The 19,409-nt window shown below is 66.5% G+C and carries 13 protein-coding genes and 1 tRNA gene; 8 read left to right on the top strand and 6 right to left on the bottom strand.

Annotated features, from left to right (window positions below):
• The first annotated feature begins 21 nt into the window (after positions 1–21).
• From E0W60_RS22700 to E0W60_RS22690, 3 genes are read left to right on the top strand one after another with little or no spacing between them, the layout of a single operon-like run.
• Positions 22–774, top strand: a complete 753-nt coding sequence (locus tag E0W60_RS22700) for a peptidylprolyl isomerase (RefSeq protein WP_133093048.1) — start codon at positions 22–24, stop codon at positions 772–774.
• Positions 755–3,895: a peptidase domain-containing ABC transporter gene (locus E0W60_RS22695; protein WP_240745890.1), complete on the top strand. Its 3,141-nt coding sequence runs from the start codon at positions 755–757 to the stop codon at positions 3,893–3,895. Before E0W60_RS22700 ends, E0W60_RS22695 begins: the two co-directional genes overlap by 20 nt.
• Positions 3,892–5,244: a sigma-54 interaction domain-containing protein gene (locus E0W60_RS22690; protein ID WP_135705606.1), complete on the top strand. Its 1,353-nt coding sequence runs from the start codon at positions 3,892–3,894 to the stop codon at positions 5,242–5,244. The genes E0W60_RS22695 and E0W60_RS22690 overlap by 4 nt, the downstream gene beginning before the upstream one ends.
• 29 nt (positions 5,245–5,273) lie before the next feature.
• Here the strand turns inward: E0W60_RS22690 and E0W60_RS22685 are convergent, their stop codons facing one another.
• Together E0W60_RS22685 and E0W60_RS22680 are read right to left on the bottom strand one after the other, a co-directional pair.
• The gene (locus E0W60_RS22685; RefSeq protein ID WP_133093046.1) at positions 5,274–6,050 is read right to left on the bottom strand and encodes a PP2C family protein-serine/threonine phosphatase; all 777 of its coding nucleotides are present in this window, start codon (positions 6,048–6,050) and stop codon (positions 5,274–5,276) included.
• 81 nt (positions 6,051–6,131) lie between these two features.
• The gene (locus tag E0W60_RS22680; RefSeq protein WP_240745889.1) at positions 6,132–6,572 is read right to left on the bottom strand and encodes a hypothetical protein; all 441 of its coding nucleotides are present in this window, start codon (positions 6,570–6,572) and stop codon (positions 6,132–6,134) included.
• Between the two features lie 229 nt (positions 6,573–6,801).
• Here E0W60_RS22680 and E0W60_RS22675 point away from each other — a divergent pair.
• Positions 6,802–6,876: transfer RNA gene (locus tag E0W60_RS22675), tRNA-Arg, on the top strand.
• A gap of 76 nt (positions 6,877–6,952) precedes the next feature.
• On the opposite strand, the gene E0W60_RS22670 is transcribed toward E0W60_RS22675, so the two are convergent.
• Positions 6,953–8,632 carry a 4-hydroxyphenylacetate 3-hydroxylase N-terminal domain-containing protein gene (locus E0W60_RS22670; RefSeq protein WP_135705605.1) on the bottom strand — a complete coding sequence of 560 codons (1,680 nt, stop codon included), beginning with the start codon at positions 8,630–8,632 and terminating at the stop codon, positions 6,953–6,955.
• A gap of 570 nt (positions 8,633–9,202) precedes the next feature.
• Positions 9,203–9,535 carry a DMT family transporter gene (locus tag E0W60_RS22665; RefSeq protein WP_133093043.1) on the bottom strand — a complete coding sequence of 111 codons (333 nt, stop codon included), beginning with the start codon at positions 9,533–9,535 and terminating at the stop codon, positions 9,203–9,205.
• Between the two features lie 251 nt (positions 9,536–9,786).
• Between E0W60_RS22665 and E0W60_RS22660 the strand changes: the two genes are divergently transcribed.
• Positions 9,787–10,296: a hypothetical protein gene (locus tag E0W60_RS22660; RefSeq protein WP_135705604.1), complete on the top strand. Its 510-nt coding sequence runs from the start codon at positions 9,787–9,789 to the stop codon at positions 10,294–10,296.
• A gap of 145 nt (positions 10,297–10,441) precedes the next feature.
• Here E0W60_RS22660 and E0W60_RS22655 read toward each other — a convergent pair whose 3' ends face one another.
• On the bottom strand, positions 10,442–11,335 hold the full coding sequence (locus tag E0W60_RS22655) for an amino acid ABC transporter substrate-binding protein (protein ID WP_135706296.1): 894 nt from the start codon (positions 11,333–11,335) through the stop codon (positions 10,442–10,444).
• 606 nt (positions 11,336–11,941) lie between these two features.
• Here E0W60_RS22655 and E0W60_RS22650 point away from each other — a divergent pair.
• The gene (locus tag E0W60_RS22650; RefSeq protein ID WP_135705603.1) at positions 11,942–13,873 is read left to right on the top strand and encodes an ATP-binding cassette domain-containing protein; all 1,932 of its coding nucleotides are present in this window, start codon (positions 11,942–11,944) and stop codon (positions 13,871–13,873) included.
• Positions 13,874–14,942: 1,069 nt separating this feature from the next.
• On the opposite strand, the gene E0W60_RS22645 is transcribed toward E0W60_RS22650, so the two are convergent.
• A complete protein-coding gene (locus E0W60_RS22645) occupies positions 14,943–16,154 on the bottom strand; it encodes an MFS transporter (RefSeq protein WP_135705602.1) in 1,212 nt (403 codons plus the stop codon).
• Positions 16,155–16,498: 344 nt separating this feature from the next.
• On the opposite strand from E0W60_RS22645, the gene E0W60_RS22640 reads away from it, so the two are divergent.
• Complete coding sequence (locus E0W60_RS22640; protein ID WP_133093039.1) at positions 16,499–18,490, top strand: DNA topoisomerase IV subunit B; 1,992 nt, start codon at positions 16,499–16,501, stop codon at positions 18,488–18,490.
• 66 nt (positions 18,491–18,556) lie between these two features.
• On the top strand, positions 18,557–19,369 hold the full coding sequence (locus tag E0W60_RS22635) for a lytic transglycosylase domain-containing protein (RefSeq protein ID WP_133093038.1): 813 nt from the start codon (positions 18,557–18,559) through the stop codon (positions 19,367–19,369).
• The last annotated feature ends 40 nt before the right edge of the window (positions 19,370–19,409 follow it).

Raw genomic sequence — 19,409 nt, 5'->3', positions numbered from 1 at the left:
GCCGTCAAAAGGAGCCTAGACATGACTGGCATTGTCCGTATCGACGACGAGGTGCTCGGCGTCGAGGAATTCGTTCGGCTGCTCAAGCTGACCGGGCAGTTCGAAGGTCTGGTCGAGCAGATGGTGCGCGACAAGCTGACGGTGCACGCCGCGAAGCGTCAGGGCATGGTGGTCACGCCCGAAGAAATCCAGGAGCGCGCCGACCAGTTCCGCCGCGTGCAGGGGCTGCACCGCGCCGCCGACATGAACCACTACCTCGATGCGCTCAATGTCAGCCTCGACGAGTTCGAGGCGTTCATCACCGACAACCTGTACCAGGAGCGGATGATGGAGCAGGTCTGCAGCGACGCCGCGGTGCAGGAGTACTTTGCGCTGAACTCGCCGCGCTTCGACAGCATCGAGGTCAGCCATATCGTGGTCGACAGCGAAGGCAAGGCCAAGGAGCTGATCTCTTACCTGCAGGACGATCCGGACGCGTTCGCCGACATGGCGCGCGAGCATTCGATCGCCGACACGCGCGAGCACGGCGGCGCGATCGGCAAGGTGCTGCGCGGCTCGCTCAAGACCGATATCGAGGCCAAGGTATTCAACGCGGAGCCGGGCGACCTGCTGGGGCCGTTCCCAGCGCCGGACCGCTCTTTCTTCGAAGTCTTCCTGGTGCGCGCCAAGCATCCCGCCACGCTCGACACCGAGGTTGCGGTGGAAGTGCGGCGCCTGCTGCGCGAAGACTGGCTGATGGGCAGGGCGCAGGAACATGTCATCGAAGCCCGCTAGCGAGTCTGGCGAAGGCGCCGCCGCTGCCGCTGCGCCGGCCGCACCGACAGCGCCGACAGCACCGGAACGGCCCGAGGGCGGATCCGCGCTGGCCACGTTCCTGGCCGGCGTCGAAATCCTGTCGGTGCTGACGCCGGAGGAAGTGTCGCGCCTGGCCGAGGCCGCGCAGGTGCTGACCTTCGGCTTTGGCGATACCGTCTGCAATGCCGGCGATGCGGCGCCCGGCCTGTTTATCGTCAAGTCGGGATCCGTGCGCGTGTTCAACGAGGAACACGGCAAGGAAATCAGCATGGGCGTGCGCAAGGTTGGCGAGGTCTTTGCCGATATCGCGCTGCTGCGCGAGTACCGGCACGAGTCGTCGGTGCGCGCCTCGGGAAAGACCGAGCTGCTGATGATCCCGCGCAGCGTGGCCGAGCCGGTGGTCGCCGGCAACCCGGCCGCGCTGGCCTTTGTCACCAGCTATGTCGCGATCAGTTCCGCCGGCGGCTTTGTCGCGCGGCTGTTCGACCTGCGCGGCAAGCTCGACAAGCAGGAACTGGCCGACGCCGTGCGCAGCGTGGGCGTCAAGCGCGTCAGCGCCGGCAAGGAAATCCTGAAGCAGGACGGGCGCGAGGACCGGCGCCTGTACGTGGTGCGCCAGGGCACCGTGCGCGTGGTGCGCAGCGAAGAAGGCAGCGAGTTCCCCCTGGCGACACTTGGGCAGGGCGACATCTTCGGCGAGCGCGCCTGCGTGATGCGGCAGGAGCAGCTGGCAGCGGCCGTCGCCGAGACCGACGTGCGCCTGCTGGTCATTCCCGAGAAGACCGTGCAGCTGATCCTGGAGCGCAACCCGCGCCTGCGCGAGGTGCTGGAGGAGCGCATCCGCGCGCTCGACCGCGAGCTGCATCGGCAGAAGAAGCTGGCCGAGCGGCGCAAGCGTCCCGTGCTGCTGGACCTGCATTCCAGGCCCGAACTGGGCGAGAAGCTGATCCGCCGCTTCGGCCTGGTCGAGCAGGCCGAGGAAATGGACTGCGGCGCGGCCTGCCTGGCAATGATCTGCCGGCACTACGGCATCCCGATGACGCTGGGCAAGCTGCGCGAACTGGCCAACGTGACCACGCAGGGCGCCACGCTCGACAGCCTGGCGCGCGCCGGTGAATCGCTCGGCTTCACCACGCGCGGCGTGCAATGCACGCGCGACTCGCTGATGGGCTTCGAGCTGCCGTTCATCGTGCACTGGGAGGGCTACCACTACGTGGTGGTGTACGGCATCTCGTCGCGCTGGGTGTGGGTGGCCGATCCCGCCATCGGCTTCCGCAAGATGAGCGCGGAGGAGTTCGAGCGCGGCTGGAGCGGCACCTGCCTGCTGTTCTCGCCGGGCGAGAGCATGACGCAGCTGTCGGTGCAGCGCTCGCCGTGGCTGCGCTTCATCGGCTACCTGGCGCCGTACAAGAAGATCCTGGCGCACCTGTTCCTGGCGACCTTCGTGATCCAGATGCTGGGCGTGGTGCCGCCGCTGATCATCCAGAACATCCTCGACGGCGTGGTGGTGCACCAGAACGTGGGGCTGCTGCACCTGCTGATCGTGGGGCTGATCATCTCCAACGTGTTCTCGCAGCTGATGTCGACGATCCGCGCGTACCTGGCCAACTTCATGGTGCGCAACATGGACTTCGCCATGATGTCGCACTTCTTCAAGCACACGCTGTCGCTGCCGCTGTCGTTCTTCGCCAAGCGCAAGACCGGCGACATCTTCGCGCGCTTCCAGGAGAACCAGACCATCCGCGCCTTCCTGACCGAGTCGACGGTGACCACGGCGCTGAACCTGCTGATGGTGTTTATCTACTTCACCATCATGTTCCTCTACAACGTCAAGCTGACGCTGCTGCTGATCGCCTTCGTGATCCCGATCGCGGCGCTGACGGTGGTGGTGACGCCCAGGGTCAAGACCTATGCGCGCGAGGTCTTTGCCGCGTCGACCGATGCCAAGGCCTACCTGATGGAAACGCTGGGCGGCGCGGAGACCGTCAAGGGCATGGGCATCGAACGGCCGGTGCGGCTGCGCTGGGAGCGCAAGTACACCAAGGCGCTGGAAGCGCAATACAAGGCGCAGGCTTTCCATATCCTGGTGGGGCTGGCGAGCCAGCTGCTCAATGCCGCGACCACCATCGCGGTGCTGTGGGTGGGGGCGACGCTGGTGCTCGAGCGCGAGCTGACCATCGGCCAGCTGATCGCCTTCAACGCCTTCATGGGCAGCGTGCTGGCGCCGCTGATGGGACTGGTGGCGCTGTGGGGCCAGCTCAACGATGCCGGCGTGGCGATGGAGCGGCTCGGCGACGTGCTCGACCTGGAGCCGGAGCAGAAGCCGCAGGACGTGCTGTCGCGCGTGATGCTGCCCGACCTGCAGGGCGAGATCGTGATGAAGGATCTGTACTTCCGCTATGGCGGCGAGGACACGCCCTACGTGCTGGAGAACATCAGCTTTACCATCCGGCCGGGCGAGATGGTCGCCATCGTCGGGCGCAGCGGCTCGGGCAAGACCACGCTGGCCAAGCTGCTGGTGGGCTTCTACAAGCCGACCGAGGGCTCGATGTCGGTGGACGGCTACGACCTCAACGTGATCGACGCGGCGTTCTACCGCGCGCAGGTCGGCTATGTGATGCAGTCCAACCTGCTGTTCTCGGGCACCATCGCCGAGAACATCGCCTGCGGCGACGACAGCCCGGACCGGCGCCGCATCGAGGAAGTGGCGCGCATGGCCGATGCCCACGCCTTTATCAGCAAGCTGCCGCTCGGCTACGAGCAGGTGGTGGGCGAGCGCGGCATGGGGTTGTCGGGCGGGCAGATCCAGCGGCTGTGCATCGCGCGCGCGCTGTACCACGACCCGCGGCTGCTGGTGTTCGACGAAGCGACCTCGGCGCTCGACACGCAGTCCGAGAGCAACATCCTGGCGAACATGCAGGAGATCCTGCGCGGGCGCACCGCGGTCATCATCGCGCACCGCCTCAGCACCATCATGCAGGCCGACAAGATCCTGGTGCTGTATGAAGGCGCGATCGTCGAGCAGGGCCGGCATGAAGAGCTGCTGGAACGCAAGGGCATGTATTACCAACTGGTGCAGAAGCAACTGAGCGCAGCATGAAGCTATACAACCAGGGTGCCACCCCCGCCTCGGTCACCTCGCCGGTGTCGTTCGCCGGCCTGATCGAGAAGATCGAGATCCTGCGCTCGACGCTGCGCTGGGCGTCGCGCCTCGACCGGCCCGAGATCGAGAAGCTGCTCAAGCAGGCCACCACGCTGCGCGACGAGGTCATGGGGCTGTCGCACAAGGAACGCTTCGTGCAGGCAGCGTCTTCTGCCGAAACCGGGGCCGACAGCGCGGCCAAGAACGCGCCGCCGCAGCAGGAGGTCGAACGCATGCCGCGCGAGCGGCGCCAGGCGCTGATGGAGCGCAGCTTTATCTTCGGGGGTACCTTCGGCGACAACCCCAAGCTGCTCGAAGCGCTGGAAATCGCCGAGAAAGCCGCGCCGACCGACCTGCCGGTGCTGATCGACGGCGAGAGCGGCACCGGCAAGGAACTGATGGCCAAGGTGATCCACGCCAACGGTTCGCGCACCGACAAGCCGTTCATCTCGGTCAACTGCGGCGCGATCCCCGACAGCCTGCTCGAGTCCGAGCTGTTCGGCCACAAGAAGGGCGCGTTCACCGGCGCCAGCAACGACCGGCGCGGCAAGTTCGAAAGCGCGCATACGGGCACCATCTTCCTCGACGAGATTGGCGAGCTGCCGCTGACGGGGCAGGTCAAGCTGCTGCGCGTGCTGGAAGCGCACGAGATCCAGCGCGTGGGCTCGGACGAGATTATCTCGGTCGATGCGCGCATCGTCGCCGCCACCAACAAGGACCTGCGCAAGATGAGCGAGGCCGGCACCTTCCGCGAAGACCTGTTCTACCGCCTGAGCGTAATCCATGTCAGCCTGCCCGCGCTGCGCGAGCGGCACGACGAGATCCCGCTGCTGGTGTCCTACTTCAGCGACGAGGCCGCCAGCATGCTCAAGCGCGCGCCGGTCAGGCTGACGCCGCGGCTGCGCGACTTCCTGCTGCACTATGACTACCCGGGCAATATCCGCGAGCTGCGCAACCTGATGTACCGGCTTTCCTGCCTGGCTGGCGACACCGCCGACCTGGCGCAGCTGCCGCAGGACATCCGGCCCAGGCCGGCGGCGCTGGCGGTGGTGGGGACGGCAACAGCAGGGGGAGCGGGGGCCGACATCGCCATGCCCACCTCGCTCAGCGAGGCCAAGCGCGCGGCCAGCGACGAAGCCGAGCGCGCCTTCCTGGAGCGCGGGCTGCAGGAAGTCGGCGGCACCGTCGCCGAGCTGGCGCGGCGCTTCGACATGAACCGCTCGCACGTGCAGATGCTGCTGAAGAAGCACGGCATCCATTCCAAGGATTTCCGCGCCAGCCGGCAGGCTGACGGGAGCAAGGGTTAGCAAGGGGTAGTAAGGAGTAGGGGCGCTGCTCAGGTGTCCAGCTCGGGATTGACCAGCGTCTTGTCCGAGCCGTACGGATCGGCAGCGCGGATCACCACCACCGAGATGTTGTCGCGCCCGCCGGCATCGAGCGCCATCTGCAGCAGCGTCTGCGCGGCTTGCGGCGGATCCTGTTGCGCCAGCACCGCGGCGATGTCGGGGTCGTCGACCTCATTGCTCAGGCCGTCGCTGCACAGCAGGAAGACGTCGCCATCGGCAACTTCGGTCAGCAGCTGCTCCGGCGCCAGCGTCGCCGCGGCGCCGACGGCGCGCGTGATGGTGTTCTGCGCGGGATGGTGGCGCGCCTGCTCGGGCGTGATCAGTCCGCGCGCCAGCAGGCGCTCGACCTGGTTGTGGTCGCGCGTCAGCCGCACCAGCTCGCCGCCGCGCAGCCGGTACAGCCGGCTGTCGCCCGCCCACAGGCAGCCGCAGCGCCGGTCGCCGGCCAGCAGCACCACCACCGTGCTGCCGATGCAGCGCACCCCCAGCCGCGCGGCTTCGTCGACCAGCGCCAGGTTAACCCCCTGCATCGCCGCGCGCGTGGCTTCCATCCGGTCTTCCAGCAGCGGCTGCGGCGGCAGCGCGGCCAGCGCCTTGACCACGGCCTGGCTGGCGAAGTCGCCGACGGCGTGACCTCCCATGCCGTCGGCGACCGCCCACAGCTGCTGCGCGGGCAGGTCCAGGCACGCATCCTCGTTGCGTTCGCGTACGCGGCCGACGTCGGTACAGGCCGCCGAGGTCCACTGGAAGTGCGAATCGAAACCCAAATCTAGCCTCCGCTCCGCATCGCGCGCCCCTTTATTGCCCCATTCTTGCCCCGTCGCGCCGGGGCGTGCCACGACGCTCGCTCAGACCAGGCGGCCGTCGTTCCTTGCGCCCTGGTCGCCCTGGACGCTGATATTGGAGTTGGGCGCGTTGTTGCGGATATCGATGTTCTGGAACTGGTTGTTCATCTGATCAGCATAGAAGCTGTAATTGATCTCGTAAAAGTTGAACACCGCGCCGGCCGGCAATGGCGATGAAGGCACGAACGGGCGGATCCACCCGAACACCCACTGCCCGCCGGCACCGCGCACGCGGGCCATGGTGTCGGAAGCAAGTTCGCGGCAGCTGGCAAGATCGTGGATAGCGAGGGTGGCCATATTTCTGTCTCCGGTTAGTGGCGGCTTGGTGCCGGCGCGGTACCGGAATACAGCAAGGCGCGTGCCAGCGCTCGCGGCCGTTGCCCGGGTCGGCGCCAGGGCGCCGTGCGGCGCGGGTTGGCGGCTGGCGGCACGGCGACGCGCCATCAGCGGATCGTCGCTATGCGTTGGGCTGGCACCGACACCGGCGCGACCAGCTGTCGGAAATTCCCCGGCACTGTTCTGCACCCCGGCATAACCCCGCTGCAGCCGTAATTTTCCTCCTCTGTCCTCTGATATGTGCCGCGGACCACCGATGCAGCATCTGCGCCGCAGCGGTGTCGGCTGACTCCCGGCAAGAGGATTTTGATATACTCCCCTCCTGCTTCAGGGTCCCCTCGCCGTAGTTCAATGGATAGAACGAGCGCCTCCTAAGCGCTAGATACAGGTTCGATTCCTGTCGGCGGGACCATCGACGCTTCAGCTTTCTTCCCATCCCCAAACAAGCAGGCGGGCGGCCGGAGTCCCAGGGCCCTGGCAGGGCAGGGTCAGCGCCGTCTCGGGCCCGAACAGCCTGGTACGGCGATTGCGCCGTTAGCGGTGGTGCGAGGTGGAGCAGTTCTATTTGGCTTGGCGGTTTTGGCCGCAATGTCATTTATGACATTGCCACGTTTCTGCCCCGCGGCACGCGGGTTGCGCGGAAGCGCACTGACATCGTCGGGGTTGACCAGGTCTGGAACCGTCCAGCCGGTCAGGTCGTAGTCATCCATTGCCGAACGGGCGAAAGCCTTCATCTGGTCCAGGTTGCCCGTGTTCTGCGCCGCCGACAGGTTGGTCAACCGCGTGGCGTCGTTGCCGCCGATGTAATTGATCTCGTAAAGTTCATGACGTGCGCCGAACTCGGTGCCGATGGCATCCCACAGCAGCTTCATGACCTTGACGCGTTCCTCGGCCGGCGCGCCGCCGGAACCGCGCAGGTACTTGTCGAGATAGGCTCGTATCTCGGGCACGCTGAAGTCGATCGCATGTGAGTTCAGGTAAATCAGGCCGCTGGCTACGACCTGCTCGATGATATTGCGCACGCGCGGCAATGCCTCCTGGTTCAGTACGCGGTAGGCGCCGGCAAAGTGCGGATCGGGATGGACGTGGCCATGCCAGGGCACTTCGCTCTTGGCCATCGCATCAGACAAGGCCCAGAAAGCGTTGCGCCATGCGATCACCTCGCCGAGGTGCACCTGAACGCCATACAGGCCGCGGGTGCCGGTGATCTCCAGCGCGCGGGTCAATAGTCCGATGATAAAGTCGAGCTTGACCGCGACACGCGTACAGCCGTGGAGCGATGCGCGCTCCAGGTATCCGGAGCCGGATTGTATGGCGTCCGCCTGCGGGACCTCTCCGTGCATGAAGACGTTCTCCCACGGCACGAAAACATTGTCCATCACGAGAATGGCGTCGTTCTCGTCCAGGCGCGATGACAGGGGATAGTCGAACGGGCTGCCGAGTACCGCGGCCCGATATTCGTTCGAGACCCGGCACAGAAGCTTCAATCCCGGGGCGTTGGTGGGTACGATGAACTTGGGCCCTCGCGCTGGCGTGGCGTCGACATTGGCAACATAGGTGTAGTGAGTCAGCGCCGCGCCGGTGGCAACGACCTTGGCCCCGCTCACGTAGATGCCGCCATCGTCTTCATGGACCACACGCACAAATACGTCCGATGTGGCCGACGGCGGCAGATCGCGATCCACCGGGGGATTGACTATGGCGTGGCCCAGGTACCAGGTCCGCTCCTGAGCCTTGCGATACCAATGTCGGGCGTTTTCCTCGTAGCCCTTGTAGAACGCCGGGTTGGCCCCCAGCGTCGCCAGGAACGAGCCCTTGTAGTCCGGAGACCGTCCCATCCAGCCCCATGCGCACTTCTGCCAGCCAGCAATCGCATCGCGCTGCGCCACCTGCTCGGCCGCATCGCGCGGGGCGCGAAAAAAGCGCTGGGTAAAGCCGCCCCATTCGGTCGGAACGCAGAGTTCGGTGTGGCGTTCCGGATCGTGCAGCGCCTGGTACATCCGGGCAATCATGCGCGCCATGTTGCGAAAGGCCGGATGCTCGGCGACATTGCGTACACGCTCTCCGTAGATCCACACTTCGCGCCCATCGTCCAGGCTTTGCAGGAATTCCTTGCCGGTGAACGGCACATAGACGCGGTCGTAGGTATTGCGCAGGTCGTCGAACATATCGCTTGGCTTCTCGCGGAAAGAGTATGTGCCGTACCGCAAGGCGGGCACGCCAGAGCTTCGGTGCGCAAACGCGCAGGCCGAAGCTGCATTGACGATACATTGTTATGCCATGGCAATGACGCGGCGTTTGTGTCCGGGGCCGCTTTCGCTATGTCTGAATGTGAATCCGGCCAGATGCAGATTCGATTCTTGGCGACAGCCTCAGGCAAATTCCCCCATCCCGATTCGATCACCAGGGGGCCAATTGCGCCTTGCTTGCCTATACTTCCGCAAAGGCAAAGGTTGCGTTCCCGACACCTGCCGGCAGCGGCCTTGCCCTACAGGGAGATCGCCATGGTACGCGTCGGACTTCTCGTACGTTCACTAGTGTTGTTGCCGCTTCTCGGGCTCGCCAGTTGCATCTCGGTGCAACGCACCGTTTCCGATCCGCCGCCGAGCGGCCGTACCATCATCGTGCCGCCGGGTTCCACCGTGACATGTACGCCCGGGCCGTGCGAGGTGCGGTAAATCGTTCGGCTGCCAGCAGGCCAAGCGGCGTTGCATCCTGCAGTCTGGGCATGGCGTTGTTCAGTGCGCGCTGGACTTGGAAAAAAGCTGAATCACCGCGACGCCGGCAATGATCAGGCCGATCCCCAGGCAAGCGGCCAGATCCGGGATCTGCCGGTACAGCACCACCGCGATCAGCGTCACCAGCACGATCCCGGCCCCGCTCCAGATTGCATACGCAATCCCTACCGGCACGGTCCGCATCACCATCATCAGCAGCCAGAACGCCGCCACGTAGCCGCCCACCACCAGCACGCTGGGCACCAGCCGCGTGAATCCTTGCGAGGCCTTCAGGCTGCTGGTGGCGATGACTTCGGCGACGATGGCGAGGGCGAGGAGCAGGTATCCGTTCATGGTTGGGGCTGGAAAGAGGGGCGGCAACGCAGCCAGACCGGCATCTTAGCGCCGCCGCCATGTTGCGCCAAAGCCGCGTCCCTCCGTCGTGGTGGTTGTGCGAAGCGGCATTGCGGTTTTCAATGAAACAAAATACAGAACTAGGCACGCCCCGCGGGCGTGCATTACCAGGCAGTCGCGGTATTGCGGCCTGACCAAGCCGGCACGAACCTTACGATGCCGGCGGCTGGCTTTTGGGTAAGGGGAGCGGTATGAATCACACCGGCATCGAAGACGCGGCCGTCTGGCCAACGACGCAGTCCGGGGAGAAGGCGCTGGAGGCGGACACGACGCCATGGCAGGACACCATCGCCGCGGCGGACCATGCGTTGGAAGAAGCCACGCGCATCCAGCGGGGCGTGCAGCACAACCTCAAGCTGATGCAGGAGGTCCGGTCGCTGCGCGAAGAACTGCGCAAGGCCCATGCGGAAATCGACCGCTACCGGGGCATGCACGCGCGGGTGGTGGTCGGTATGCGCCAGCTGGAAGACGACCACACGGGGACGATGAGCCGGTTCAAGGCAGAAAACGAAATGCTGCTGGTGCGCCACCGGGTCTACAAGCTGATGGCCGAGCACTACGCCCGCATGGCGTTGCGGCTGGACCCGCAGACCTTCGCCACGCACCGCGACCGCGTGCTGCAGCACATCCTGTTCCAGCGCCGCAAGGGCGTGCCGCCGGATGCGGTCAGCGCCGCCGACGTTGCCTTCATGATGCTGTAGCGGCGCCTGGGGGGGACGCTCAGGGTCGTTCAGGGCGCGCGCGGGCGCCTCAGCTTGTCGAACCTCCGGTCATGCCGGTGGCCGCCATCGCCAGCGCGGCCATCAGGAAGGTCCATGCGGCGCGCCTTCCCCTGGCCTGGCTACGTCAGTCCGACACCTTGTCGCTCGGGAACTTGAACGAGTCGCGCAGCAGGTAGCTCATCGGGATATCGAGCCGGATGCCGTGCGGCGGAATCGGCGCCTGGAACCACTTGCGGTACAGCCGCTGCGTGTCCTGGTCATAGATCGACGCCACCAGCGTCTTGTCGACCAGCTGCTTGAAGGCCGCGTCGTGGCGCGACAGCATGATGGCGTAGGGCTCGATGGTGAGCAGGTCGCCGGTGACGCGGTAGTCGTCCGGGCGCGCCGCGTTGGCGCGCAGGCCATAGAGCAGCACGTCATCCATCACGAAGGCATCGGCCTTGCCGGCCTCGACCATGGCAAAGGCCTGGGCGTGGTCCCTGGCCTCGACCAGCCGCAGCTGCAGCGCGCCGGACTCATCCATCTTGCGCAGCGTGGCCAGCGGCGTCGTGCCGGTGGTCGAGACTACGGTCTTGCCGCGCAGGTCCGGCCACCGGTTGATGCCCGACGCCGCCTTGACCAGCATGCGGCTGCCGGCGATGTAATGCGGGATGGTGAAGGCGACCTGCTCGCGCCGCTCGCGGTTGTTGGTGGTGGAGCCGCATTCCAGGTCGGCCTTGCCCTCGACGATGGCCGGGATGCGGCTGGCCGGCGTGACCGGCACCCAGTCCACGCGCAGCGACGGCAGCTTCAGCGCGCCGCGCACGGCGTCGGCAACCTTCAGGCACAGGTCGACGGCATAGCCGACCGGCTTGCCGTCGGCGACGAAGGAGAACGGCACCGAGCTTTCGCGGTGGGCGATGCGGATGGCGCCGGTCTGCCTGATCCGGCGCAGCACCGGCGCGACGTCGGACGGCGCCGCGGCGGCAGGGTCGGTGGCAGTGGTGGATGCGCTGGCGGCGGCGGATGGTGCCGGCATGGCCGCAGCCAGCAGCGCCACTGCCAGCGCGGCCAGGGCAGGGCATGACAAGACGGGCGCGCGCTTCCCGCAGGAAGGCAGGCGCCCCGGACCCGGATCGAACATGTAACCCCCGTACAAAAATGACTGGAACCGGCGCGGGCAGCGGCCGGAGGCCAACCACCCGTTCCGTCTTCTGGCCGGCTGTGGCGCCGGCTCTGCGTTGTCTTGCCTGTCGTCTTGCGTGTCGTCTTGCCTGTCGTGCCGGCACCCCGGGTGTGCAGGACAAGCCATTGTTCCACGCGGCACCGGGTCCGGACAACTGGCGGCGCGGCAAGCGTGCCCGGCGAGCAACGCCGGGTTGACGGGACTTTCCCTTACGGATTTGTCCGACTGGAGCGGGACCGGGCCCATTGATACTCTGTTTGCGTGCCTTGCGAGCAGGGCACCGAGGAGAGACTCTTGGGCCCGCAGTGCGCGGGCCCTTCTTTTTTGGGCCGCCTGCCCGGGGGCCGCGTGTCTGGGGCCGCCTGCGGCCGGGGTCATCTACAATGCGGGCTGCCGCGCCATGCCCGGCAACCATCCCCGTCCGATCCGGCTCCGTCTTTCCATTCGTCGTCTTTTCCCATGGCCCTGTTTTCCATTACCGACGCCCAGCTCGCCTTCGGGCACGTGGCTTTGCTCGACCACGCCGATTTTTCGCTGGAGTCCGGCGAACGCGTGGGCCTGATCGGGCGCAACGGCTCGGGCAAGTCCTCGCTGCTGAAGATCGTGGCCGGGCTGTCGGCGCCTGACGATGGCCTGATCGCACGCCAGAGCGGTGTGACCAGTGCCTACGTGCCGCAGGAGCCGCAGTTCGAGCCGGGCATCACCGTGTTCGACGCGGTGTCGCAGGGCATGGGCGATGCGCATGACCTGCTGGTGCGCTACGAGGCCGCGGCCGATCGCGTTGCCGAGCACCACGACGACGAAGCCGCGCTGGCCGAACTGCACCGGCTGCAGTCCGAGCTGGACGCCGCCGGCGCCTGGCAGCTGCGCACCCGCGTGGAAACCACGCTGGCCCGGCTGGGGCTCGATTCGCACACCCGCGTCGACGCGCTCTCCGGCGGCCTGCAAAAGCGCGTGGCGCTGGCGCAGGCGCTGGTCGCCGAACCCGACATCCTGCTGCTGGACGAGCCGACCAACCACCTCGACGTGGAGGCGATCCGCTGGCTGGAAGACCTGCTGCTCGCCTTCCGCGGCAGCGTGCTGCTGATTACCCATGACCGCGCCTTCCTGGACCGCGTGGCCACTCGCATCGTCGAGCTGGACCGCGGCCGGCTGGTGTCCTTCCCCGGCAACTTTGCCGCCTACCAGGCGCGCAAGGAAGAAATGCTGGCCGCCGAGCAGGTCGAGCAGGCCAAGTTCGACAAGCTGCTGGCGCAGGAAGAAGTGTGGATCCGCAAGGGCGTGGAGGCGCGCCGCACGCGCAGCGTATCTCGCATCCAGCGCCTGGTGGCGATGCGCACCGAGCGCGCCGCGCGCCGCGAGGTGCAGGGCAACGTCAAGCTGGAGGTATCGCAGGCGGACCGCTCCGGCAAGATCGTGTCCGAGCTGACCGACGTGAACAAGGCCTATGGCGACAAGGTGGTGGTGCGCGATTTCACCGCCACCATCATGCGCGGCGACAAGGTTGGCCTGATCGGCCCCAATGGCGCCGGCAAGACCACGCTGCTGCGGCTGATCCTGGGCGAGCTGGCGCCGGACAGCGGCACGGTGCGCAACGGCAGCAACCTGCAGGTGGCGTACTTCGACCAGATGCGCACCGCGCTTGACCTGGAAAAATCGCTGGCCGACACCATCAGCCCGGGCAGCGACTGGGTCGAGGTCAACGGGCAGCGCAAGCACGTGATGAGCTACCTGGGCGATTTCCTGTTCGCGCCGGAGCGCGCGCGTTCGCCGGTCAAGTCGCTGTCGGGCGGCGAGCGCAACCGCTTGCTGCTGGCGCGGCTGTTCGCGCGGCCGGCCAACGTGCTGGTGCTGGACGAGCCGACCAACGACCTCGATATCGATACGCTGGAGCTGCTGGAAGAACTGCTGCAGGACTACAGCGGCACTGTGTTCCTGGTCTCTCACGACCGCGCGTTCCTGGACAACGTGGTGACCTCCACCATCGCCGCCGAGGGTGAAGGCGTGTGGCGCGAGTCGGTGGGCGGCTATTCCGACTGGGTCGAGCAATCGGCCCGCGCCGCCGGGATCCAGGCTGCGCGCAAGCCGGAGCAGAAGGCGGCCGAGCCGGCCAGGGGCAAGGAGTCGCGCGAGGCGCGCGGCGCCAATCGTTCGGTCAAGCTGTCATACAAGGAGCAGCGCGAGCTGGATGGCCTGCCGGAGCGCATCGCCGCGCTGGAGACCGAGCAGAAGACGATTTCGGCGCAGCTGGAGGATGGCTCGCTCTATGTCAGCGACGCGGCCAAGGCGGCGCAGCTCGCAACGCGGCATGATGAGATCGAGATGGAATTGCTGGAGGCGTTGGAGCGGTGGGAGGTGTTGGAGGGGAAGGTGAAGGGGGAGGGGATATAAGGAGCGACAGGCTCTCGGCTTGTTCAAGCGCCGGTGTCGCTGTTGGTGACATGCTGTCGGCTGTTTATGCGTCCGCTGTCGCTGCTTATGACATGCTGTCGGCCGTTGAGCCGCCTGGTTCCGCCCTCCTGGGCGGGTCACTTTTTGTCCGAGCGACAAAAAGTAACCAAAAAGCGCGTTTACTGCCCTGCGGGCGGTCACTCTTATCGTAGTGGGCTTGGGCTTTCGTACGGGGCTTTGCTTCGTTGCAGAGCAGGACTGCCTGACGCCTTGGTGCGCCAAGGTGGCCTGCGATTAAAGCGATGTTTGAACGAGCCCAGAGCTGTGGCGGGCCCCTGCTGCCGACCGCAACGTAGGAACGCCTACGGCTGCTGCGCTGCGCGCCGGCCCTAAGGTGGCAGGGCTGCGCCCACGTCCTGATCCGGCTTCGGGCCCGGCGTCCTTCACGACCGCGCTGTGCGAGCGCAGCGATGCACTCCGTGCCCAAGCCCCCGACCTACGATACTGAGCGCGCGCAGCGCAGCCGTAGGCGTCCCCGCGTTGACGCCGGCAGCAGGCGGCCTGCGCCCGGCATGGGGATCGTCCAATAGTGGGTCGACGCAGCCACTATCCCAAACTCACCTGGCGTAGCAGGTTTGAGCCACCAGCCACATCGAACGGAAATCACCACCGCCCGACCCACCCACGCCGCCAAATTGATAGCCAGCCGCTCAGGCGACGCGTTTTTTGGTTACTTTTTGTCGCTCGGACAAAAAGTGACCCGCCCAGCAGGGCGGAACCAGGCGGTTCAACGGCCGACAGCATGTCATAAGCAGCGACAGCAACGCTTCAACGGCCGACAGCATGTCATAAGCAGCGACAGCAACGCTTCAACGGCCGACAGCTTGTCACAAACAGCGAAAGCGGCGATTCCACGGGCCTGCCCAACCTCACCCGCACCAAGCCAGCACCATATTCGTCAGATCAACCACAAACGAAGGCCGCAGATACCCCACGAAGCCAAGCGCCAGCACCCCGCCCAGCACCGCCAGCCCGGCTGCCTTCGCCATGCGCGCGCGGCCCGCAACCATCACGCCGCCACCGGCTGACCACGCACCAGCGCCTGCTCGCGAATCGGCAGGTTAACCAGCGCCGCCAGCACTCCCAGCCCGATCGAAATCAGCCACACCGTGTTGTACCCACCGGTACGGTCATAGAGATAGCCCCCCAGCCACGCCCCCAGGAAGCTGCCGATCTGGTGCGAGAAAAACACCACCCCCGACAGCATCGACAGGTACTTCACCCCGAACACCTGCGCGATGATGCCGTTGGTCAGCGGCACCGTCGACAGCCACAGGAACCCCATCAGCGCTGCGAATACCCAGGTGCTCGCCACCGTCAGCGGCAACAGCAGGTAGCCGGCGATCACCACGGCGCGCGCCAGGTAGATAAATGCGAGCAGGTAGCGCTTGGGCAGCCGCTGGCCCATGGCGCCGGCGGTATAGGTGCCGAACACATTGAACAGACCGATCAGCGCCAGCGCCACCACGGCCACCTTCGGGTCGGTCAGGCCCTGGTCCTTCAGGTACGGCGCAAGGTGCACGCCGATAAACACCACCTGGAAGCCGCACACGAAGTAGCCCAGCGTCAGCAGCTGGTAGTTGCGGTTGCCGAAGGCCTCGCGGATCGCCTGGCCGATGGTCTGGTGCTGGCCGGCGCCGTGCGCCATCTCGCTCGGTTCGCGCAGGGTCAGCGCCAGCGGCAGCATCACGCAGGCCATCAGCGCCATCACATAGAGCGCGTTCTGCCAGCCCAGGCCGGAAATCAGCCCCTGCTCCACCGGGATCATCAGGAACTGCCCGAACGATCCCGCCGCGGCGGCGATGCCCATCGCCCACACGCGCTTCTCGGGGCTGGCCACGCGGCCGATCACGCCGTAGACGATGCTGTAGGTGGTGCCGGACTGGGCGATACCGATCATCACCCCGGCGCCGGTGGCAAAGGCCGTGCCGCTGGTCGCCAGCGCCATCACCACCAGGCCCGCCACATACAGCGCCACGCCGACCAGCATGATGCGCAGCGCGCCGAACTTGTCGGCCAGCGCGCCGGCGAAGGGCTGGCTGGCGCCCCACATCAGGTTCTGCAGTGCCAGCGCGAAGGCGAAGGTCTCGCGGTTCCAGCCGTGCGCCTGCGTGATCGGCAGGTTGAACAGGCCGAAGGCGTGGCGGATGCCCATCGATAGCGTGACGAGCAGGCCCCCGCACACCAGCACGGTGGTCAGGGAAAGTTGTCGGTTTTGCATGTCTTGGCTCGGTGTGCGGCTGGCCGCGCGGTGGCGCGGCGCCGGCATGGATTGTCTGTGCTTGTTGTGAACCGTGCCGGGACGGCAATCTGGCTTGCCGTGGGCGGGGTGGTGGCGAGTTTACCCCGGACGCGGAAAACGCGTACGCCACCCGCTTGATGCCGGTGGCGCGGCAGAAAGTGGCGGCGCCGCGGCAAATGCGGCGCGGGCCCCGGCGGCAGCCGCAAGCGTTTTTCAGCGGGAATACCGCCCCGCGCATCCATTACAATGCAGTGCCCGGTGCCCCGGCGCGTGCACAGTTGTACGCCCGCGGCAGCCGGGACATCCACTTTCGTAGCGACTCCATGGCGAGCAAAACCAGTCAGTACAGCGAATCTTCCATCCGGGTCCTGAAGGGCCTGGAGCCGGTCAAGCAGCGCCCCGGCATGTACACCCGGACCGACAACCCCCTGCATATCGTGCAGGAGGTGATCGACAACGCCTCGGACGAGGCCCTTGGCGGCCACGGCTCCGAGATCCTGGTGACCCTGCACCGCGACGGCAGCGTCAGCGTGGAGGACGACGGCCGCGGCATCCCGGTGGGCATCCACCCGGAAGAAGGCGTGCCGGTGGTCGAGATCGTCTTTACCCGGCTGCACGCCGGCGGCAAGTTCGACAAGGGCAAGGGCGGCGCCTATGCCTTCTCGGGCGGCCTGCACGGCGTGGGCGTGTCGGTGACCAACGCGCTGTCGACGCAGCTGGACGTGACCGTCTGGCGCGACGGCATGAACTCGACGCTGACGTTCTCCGGCGGCGACGTGACCTCGCCGCTGGCCTCGCGCAAGCTCGAGCGCGGCGAGAAGAAGAACGGCACGCGCGTGCAGGTGTGGCCCGACGCCAGGTATTTCGATTCGGCCGCGATCCCGCAGGCCGAGCTGCAGCGGCTGCTGCGCAGCAAGGCCGTGCTGCTGCCGGGCGTCAAGGTGACGCTGGTGCTCGAGAAGAGCGGCGAAACCCAGACCTGGCAGTACGACCAGGGCCTGAAGGGCTACCTGGTCGAAGCGCTGGCGCAAGGCAGCGGCTCGGAGCTGGTGATACCGATGTTCGAGGGCGAGCATTTCGCCGATCCCGACGCCAACCCCGGCGAGGAAGGCTTTGCCGACGGCGAAGGCGCCTCGTGGGTGGTGGCCTGGACCGAGGACGGCGCGCCGGTGCGCGAGTCCTACGTCAACCTGATCCCCACGCCGGCCGGCGGCACGCACGAGTCCGGCCTGCGCGAAGGCCTGTTCCAGGCGGTCAAGAGCTTTATCGAGATGCACGCGCTGCAGCCCAAGGGCGTCAAGCTGATGAGCGAAGACGTGTTCGCGCGCGCCTCGTTCGTGCTCTCGGCCAAGGTGCTCGACCCGCAGTTCCAGGGCCAGATCAAGGAACGCCTGAACAGCCGCGACGCGGTGCGGCTGGTCTCCACCTTCAGCCGCCCGGCGCTGGAGCTGTGGCTGAACCACCATGTCGAGTACGGCAAGAAGCTGGCCGAACTGGTGATCCGCCAGGCGCAGGCGCGCACGCGCGCGGCGCAGAAGGTCGAGAAGAAGAAGGGCTCCGGCGTGGCCGTGCTGCCCGGCAAGCTGACCGACTGCGAATCCACCGACGTGACCCGCAACGAGCTGTTCCTGGTCGAGGGCGATTCCGCCGGCGGCTCGGCCAAGATGGGCCGCGACAAGGAATTCCAGGCCATCCTGCCGCTGCGCGGCAAGGTGCTCAACACCTGGGAGACCGAGCGCGACCGGCTGTTCGCCAACAACGAGGTGCACGACATCGCGGTGGCGATCGGCGTGGATCCGCACGGCGCCAACGACGAGCCCGACCTGTCCAACCTGCGCTACGGCAAGATCAGCATCCTGTCGGACGCGGACGTGGACGGCGCGCATATCCAGGTGCTGCTGCTGACGCTGTTCTTCCGCCACTTCCCCAAGCTCATCGAGGCCGGCAACGTCTATGTGGCGCGCCCGCCGCTGTTCCGCGTCGATGCTCCCGCGCGCGGCAAGAAGCCGGCGCAGAAGCTGTACGCGCTGGATGAGGGCGAGCTGGTGGCCATCCAGGACAAGCTGGTCAAGGACGGCGTCAAGGATGGCAGCTGGCAGATCTCGCGCTTCAAGGGCCTGGGCGAAATGAGCGCCGAGCAGCTGTGGGAAACCACCATGAACCCCGACACGCGCCGCTTGCTGCCCGTGACGCTGGGCGAATACGACCTGCCGCAGACCGTGGAGATGATGAACATGCTCATGGGCAAGGGCGAGGCCGCGCAGCGCCGCAGCTGGCTGGAAGAGAAGGGCAACGAGGTCGAGGCCGATATCTGACCACTGGAGCGCCGGCCCGCGATTGGGGGGATAATCCCCCAGTCCGCAGACCAGCAGGAACGCACGATGACGACGAGACCCCCCGGCAATCCATGGCGCAGGACGGCAGCCGCCGTGCTGGCGCTGGCCGGGCTCGCCTGCGCGCCGGCGGCCCATGCCGAGCTGTGGGGCTATATCGATGCCGACGGCATCGCGCACTTTGCCGACCAGAAGCTCGACTCGCGCTACAAGCTGTTCATGAAGGACGGCGGCAAGCTCGACAGCGCGCGGCTGGCAGCGATACAGCGCGGCAGGGCGCCAGCCGGCGCGGACGGCGCTGACGATATCGACCTCGAACAGCACAAGCTCTACCGGTACGTCGTCAACCATCCCAATATCAAGACCGTCGAGCCGCTGATCCACCAGATCGCCAGCAGGCAGGACGTCGATCCCGCGCTGGTCAAGGCGGTGATGGCGGTCGAGTCGGGTTTCAACCCGGGTGCGGTCTCGCCAAAGGGTGCGATCGGGCTGATGCAGGTGATTCCCGACACCGGCGCGCGCTTCGGCGTCAGCGCCGACCAGCGCCGCACGGTCGAACAGAAGCTGGCCGACCCGCGCACCAACATCACGGCTGGCGTGCGCTACCTGCGCTGGCTGATGCAGCTGTTCCCGAACAACCTGGAACTGGTGCTGGCGGCGTATAACGCGGGCGAAGGTGCGGTGCAGCGTTACAACAACCGGATTCCGCCGTACCCCGAGACGCGGCAGTATGTCAGCACGGTCCTGCAGTTCTACCGGTTCTACCAGCCCGCCCAGGGCGCGGGGCCCATGCGCGCCAGTGCCATTGCCGACGGGCCGCGCGTAAAGATGGTGATCGGCGGGCGGCGCAATATGCCCTGACCGGCATGACCGAACCACAAGCAACCCGGCGCGCTGCTGC

It is taken from the genome of Cupriavidus oxalaticus (assembly GCF_004768545.1).
GTDB lineage: Bacteria > Pseudomonadota > Gammaproteobacteria > Burkholderiales > Burkholderiaceae > Cupriavidus > Cupriavidus oxalaticus_A.
The sequence above is the reverse complement of the archived record's forward strand: the minus strand, read 5'-3'. Positions and strand labels throughout refer to the sequence as shown.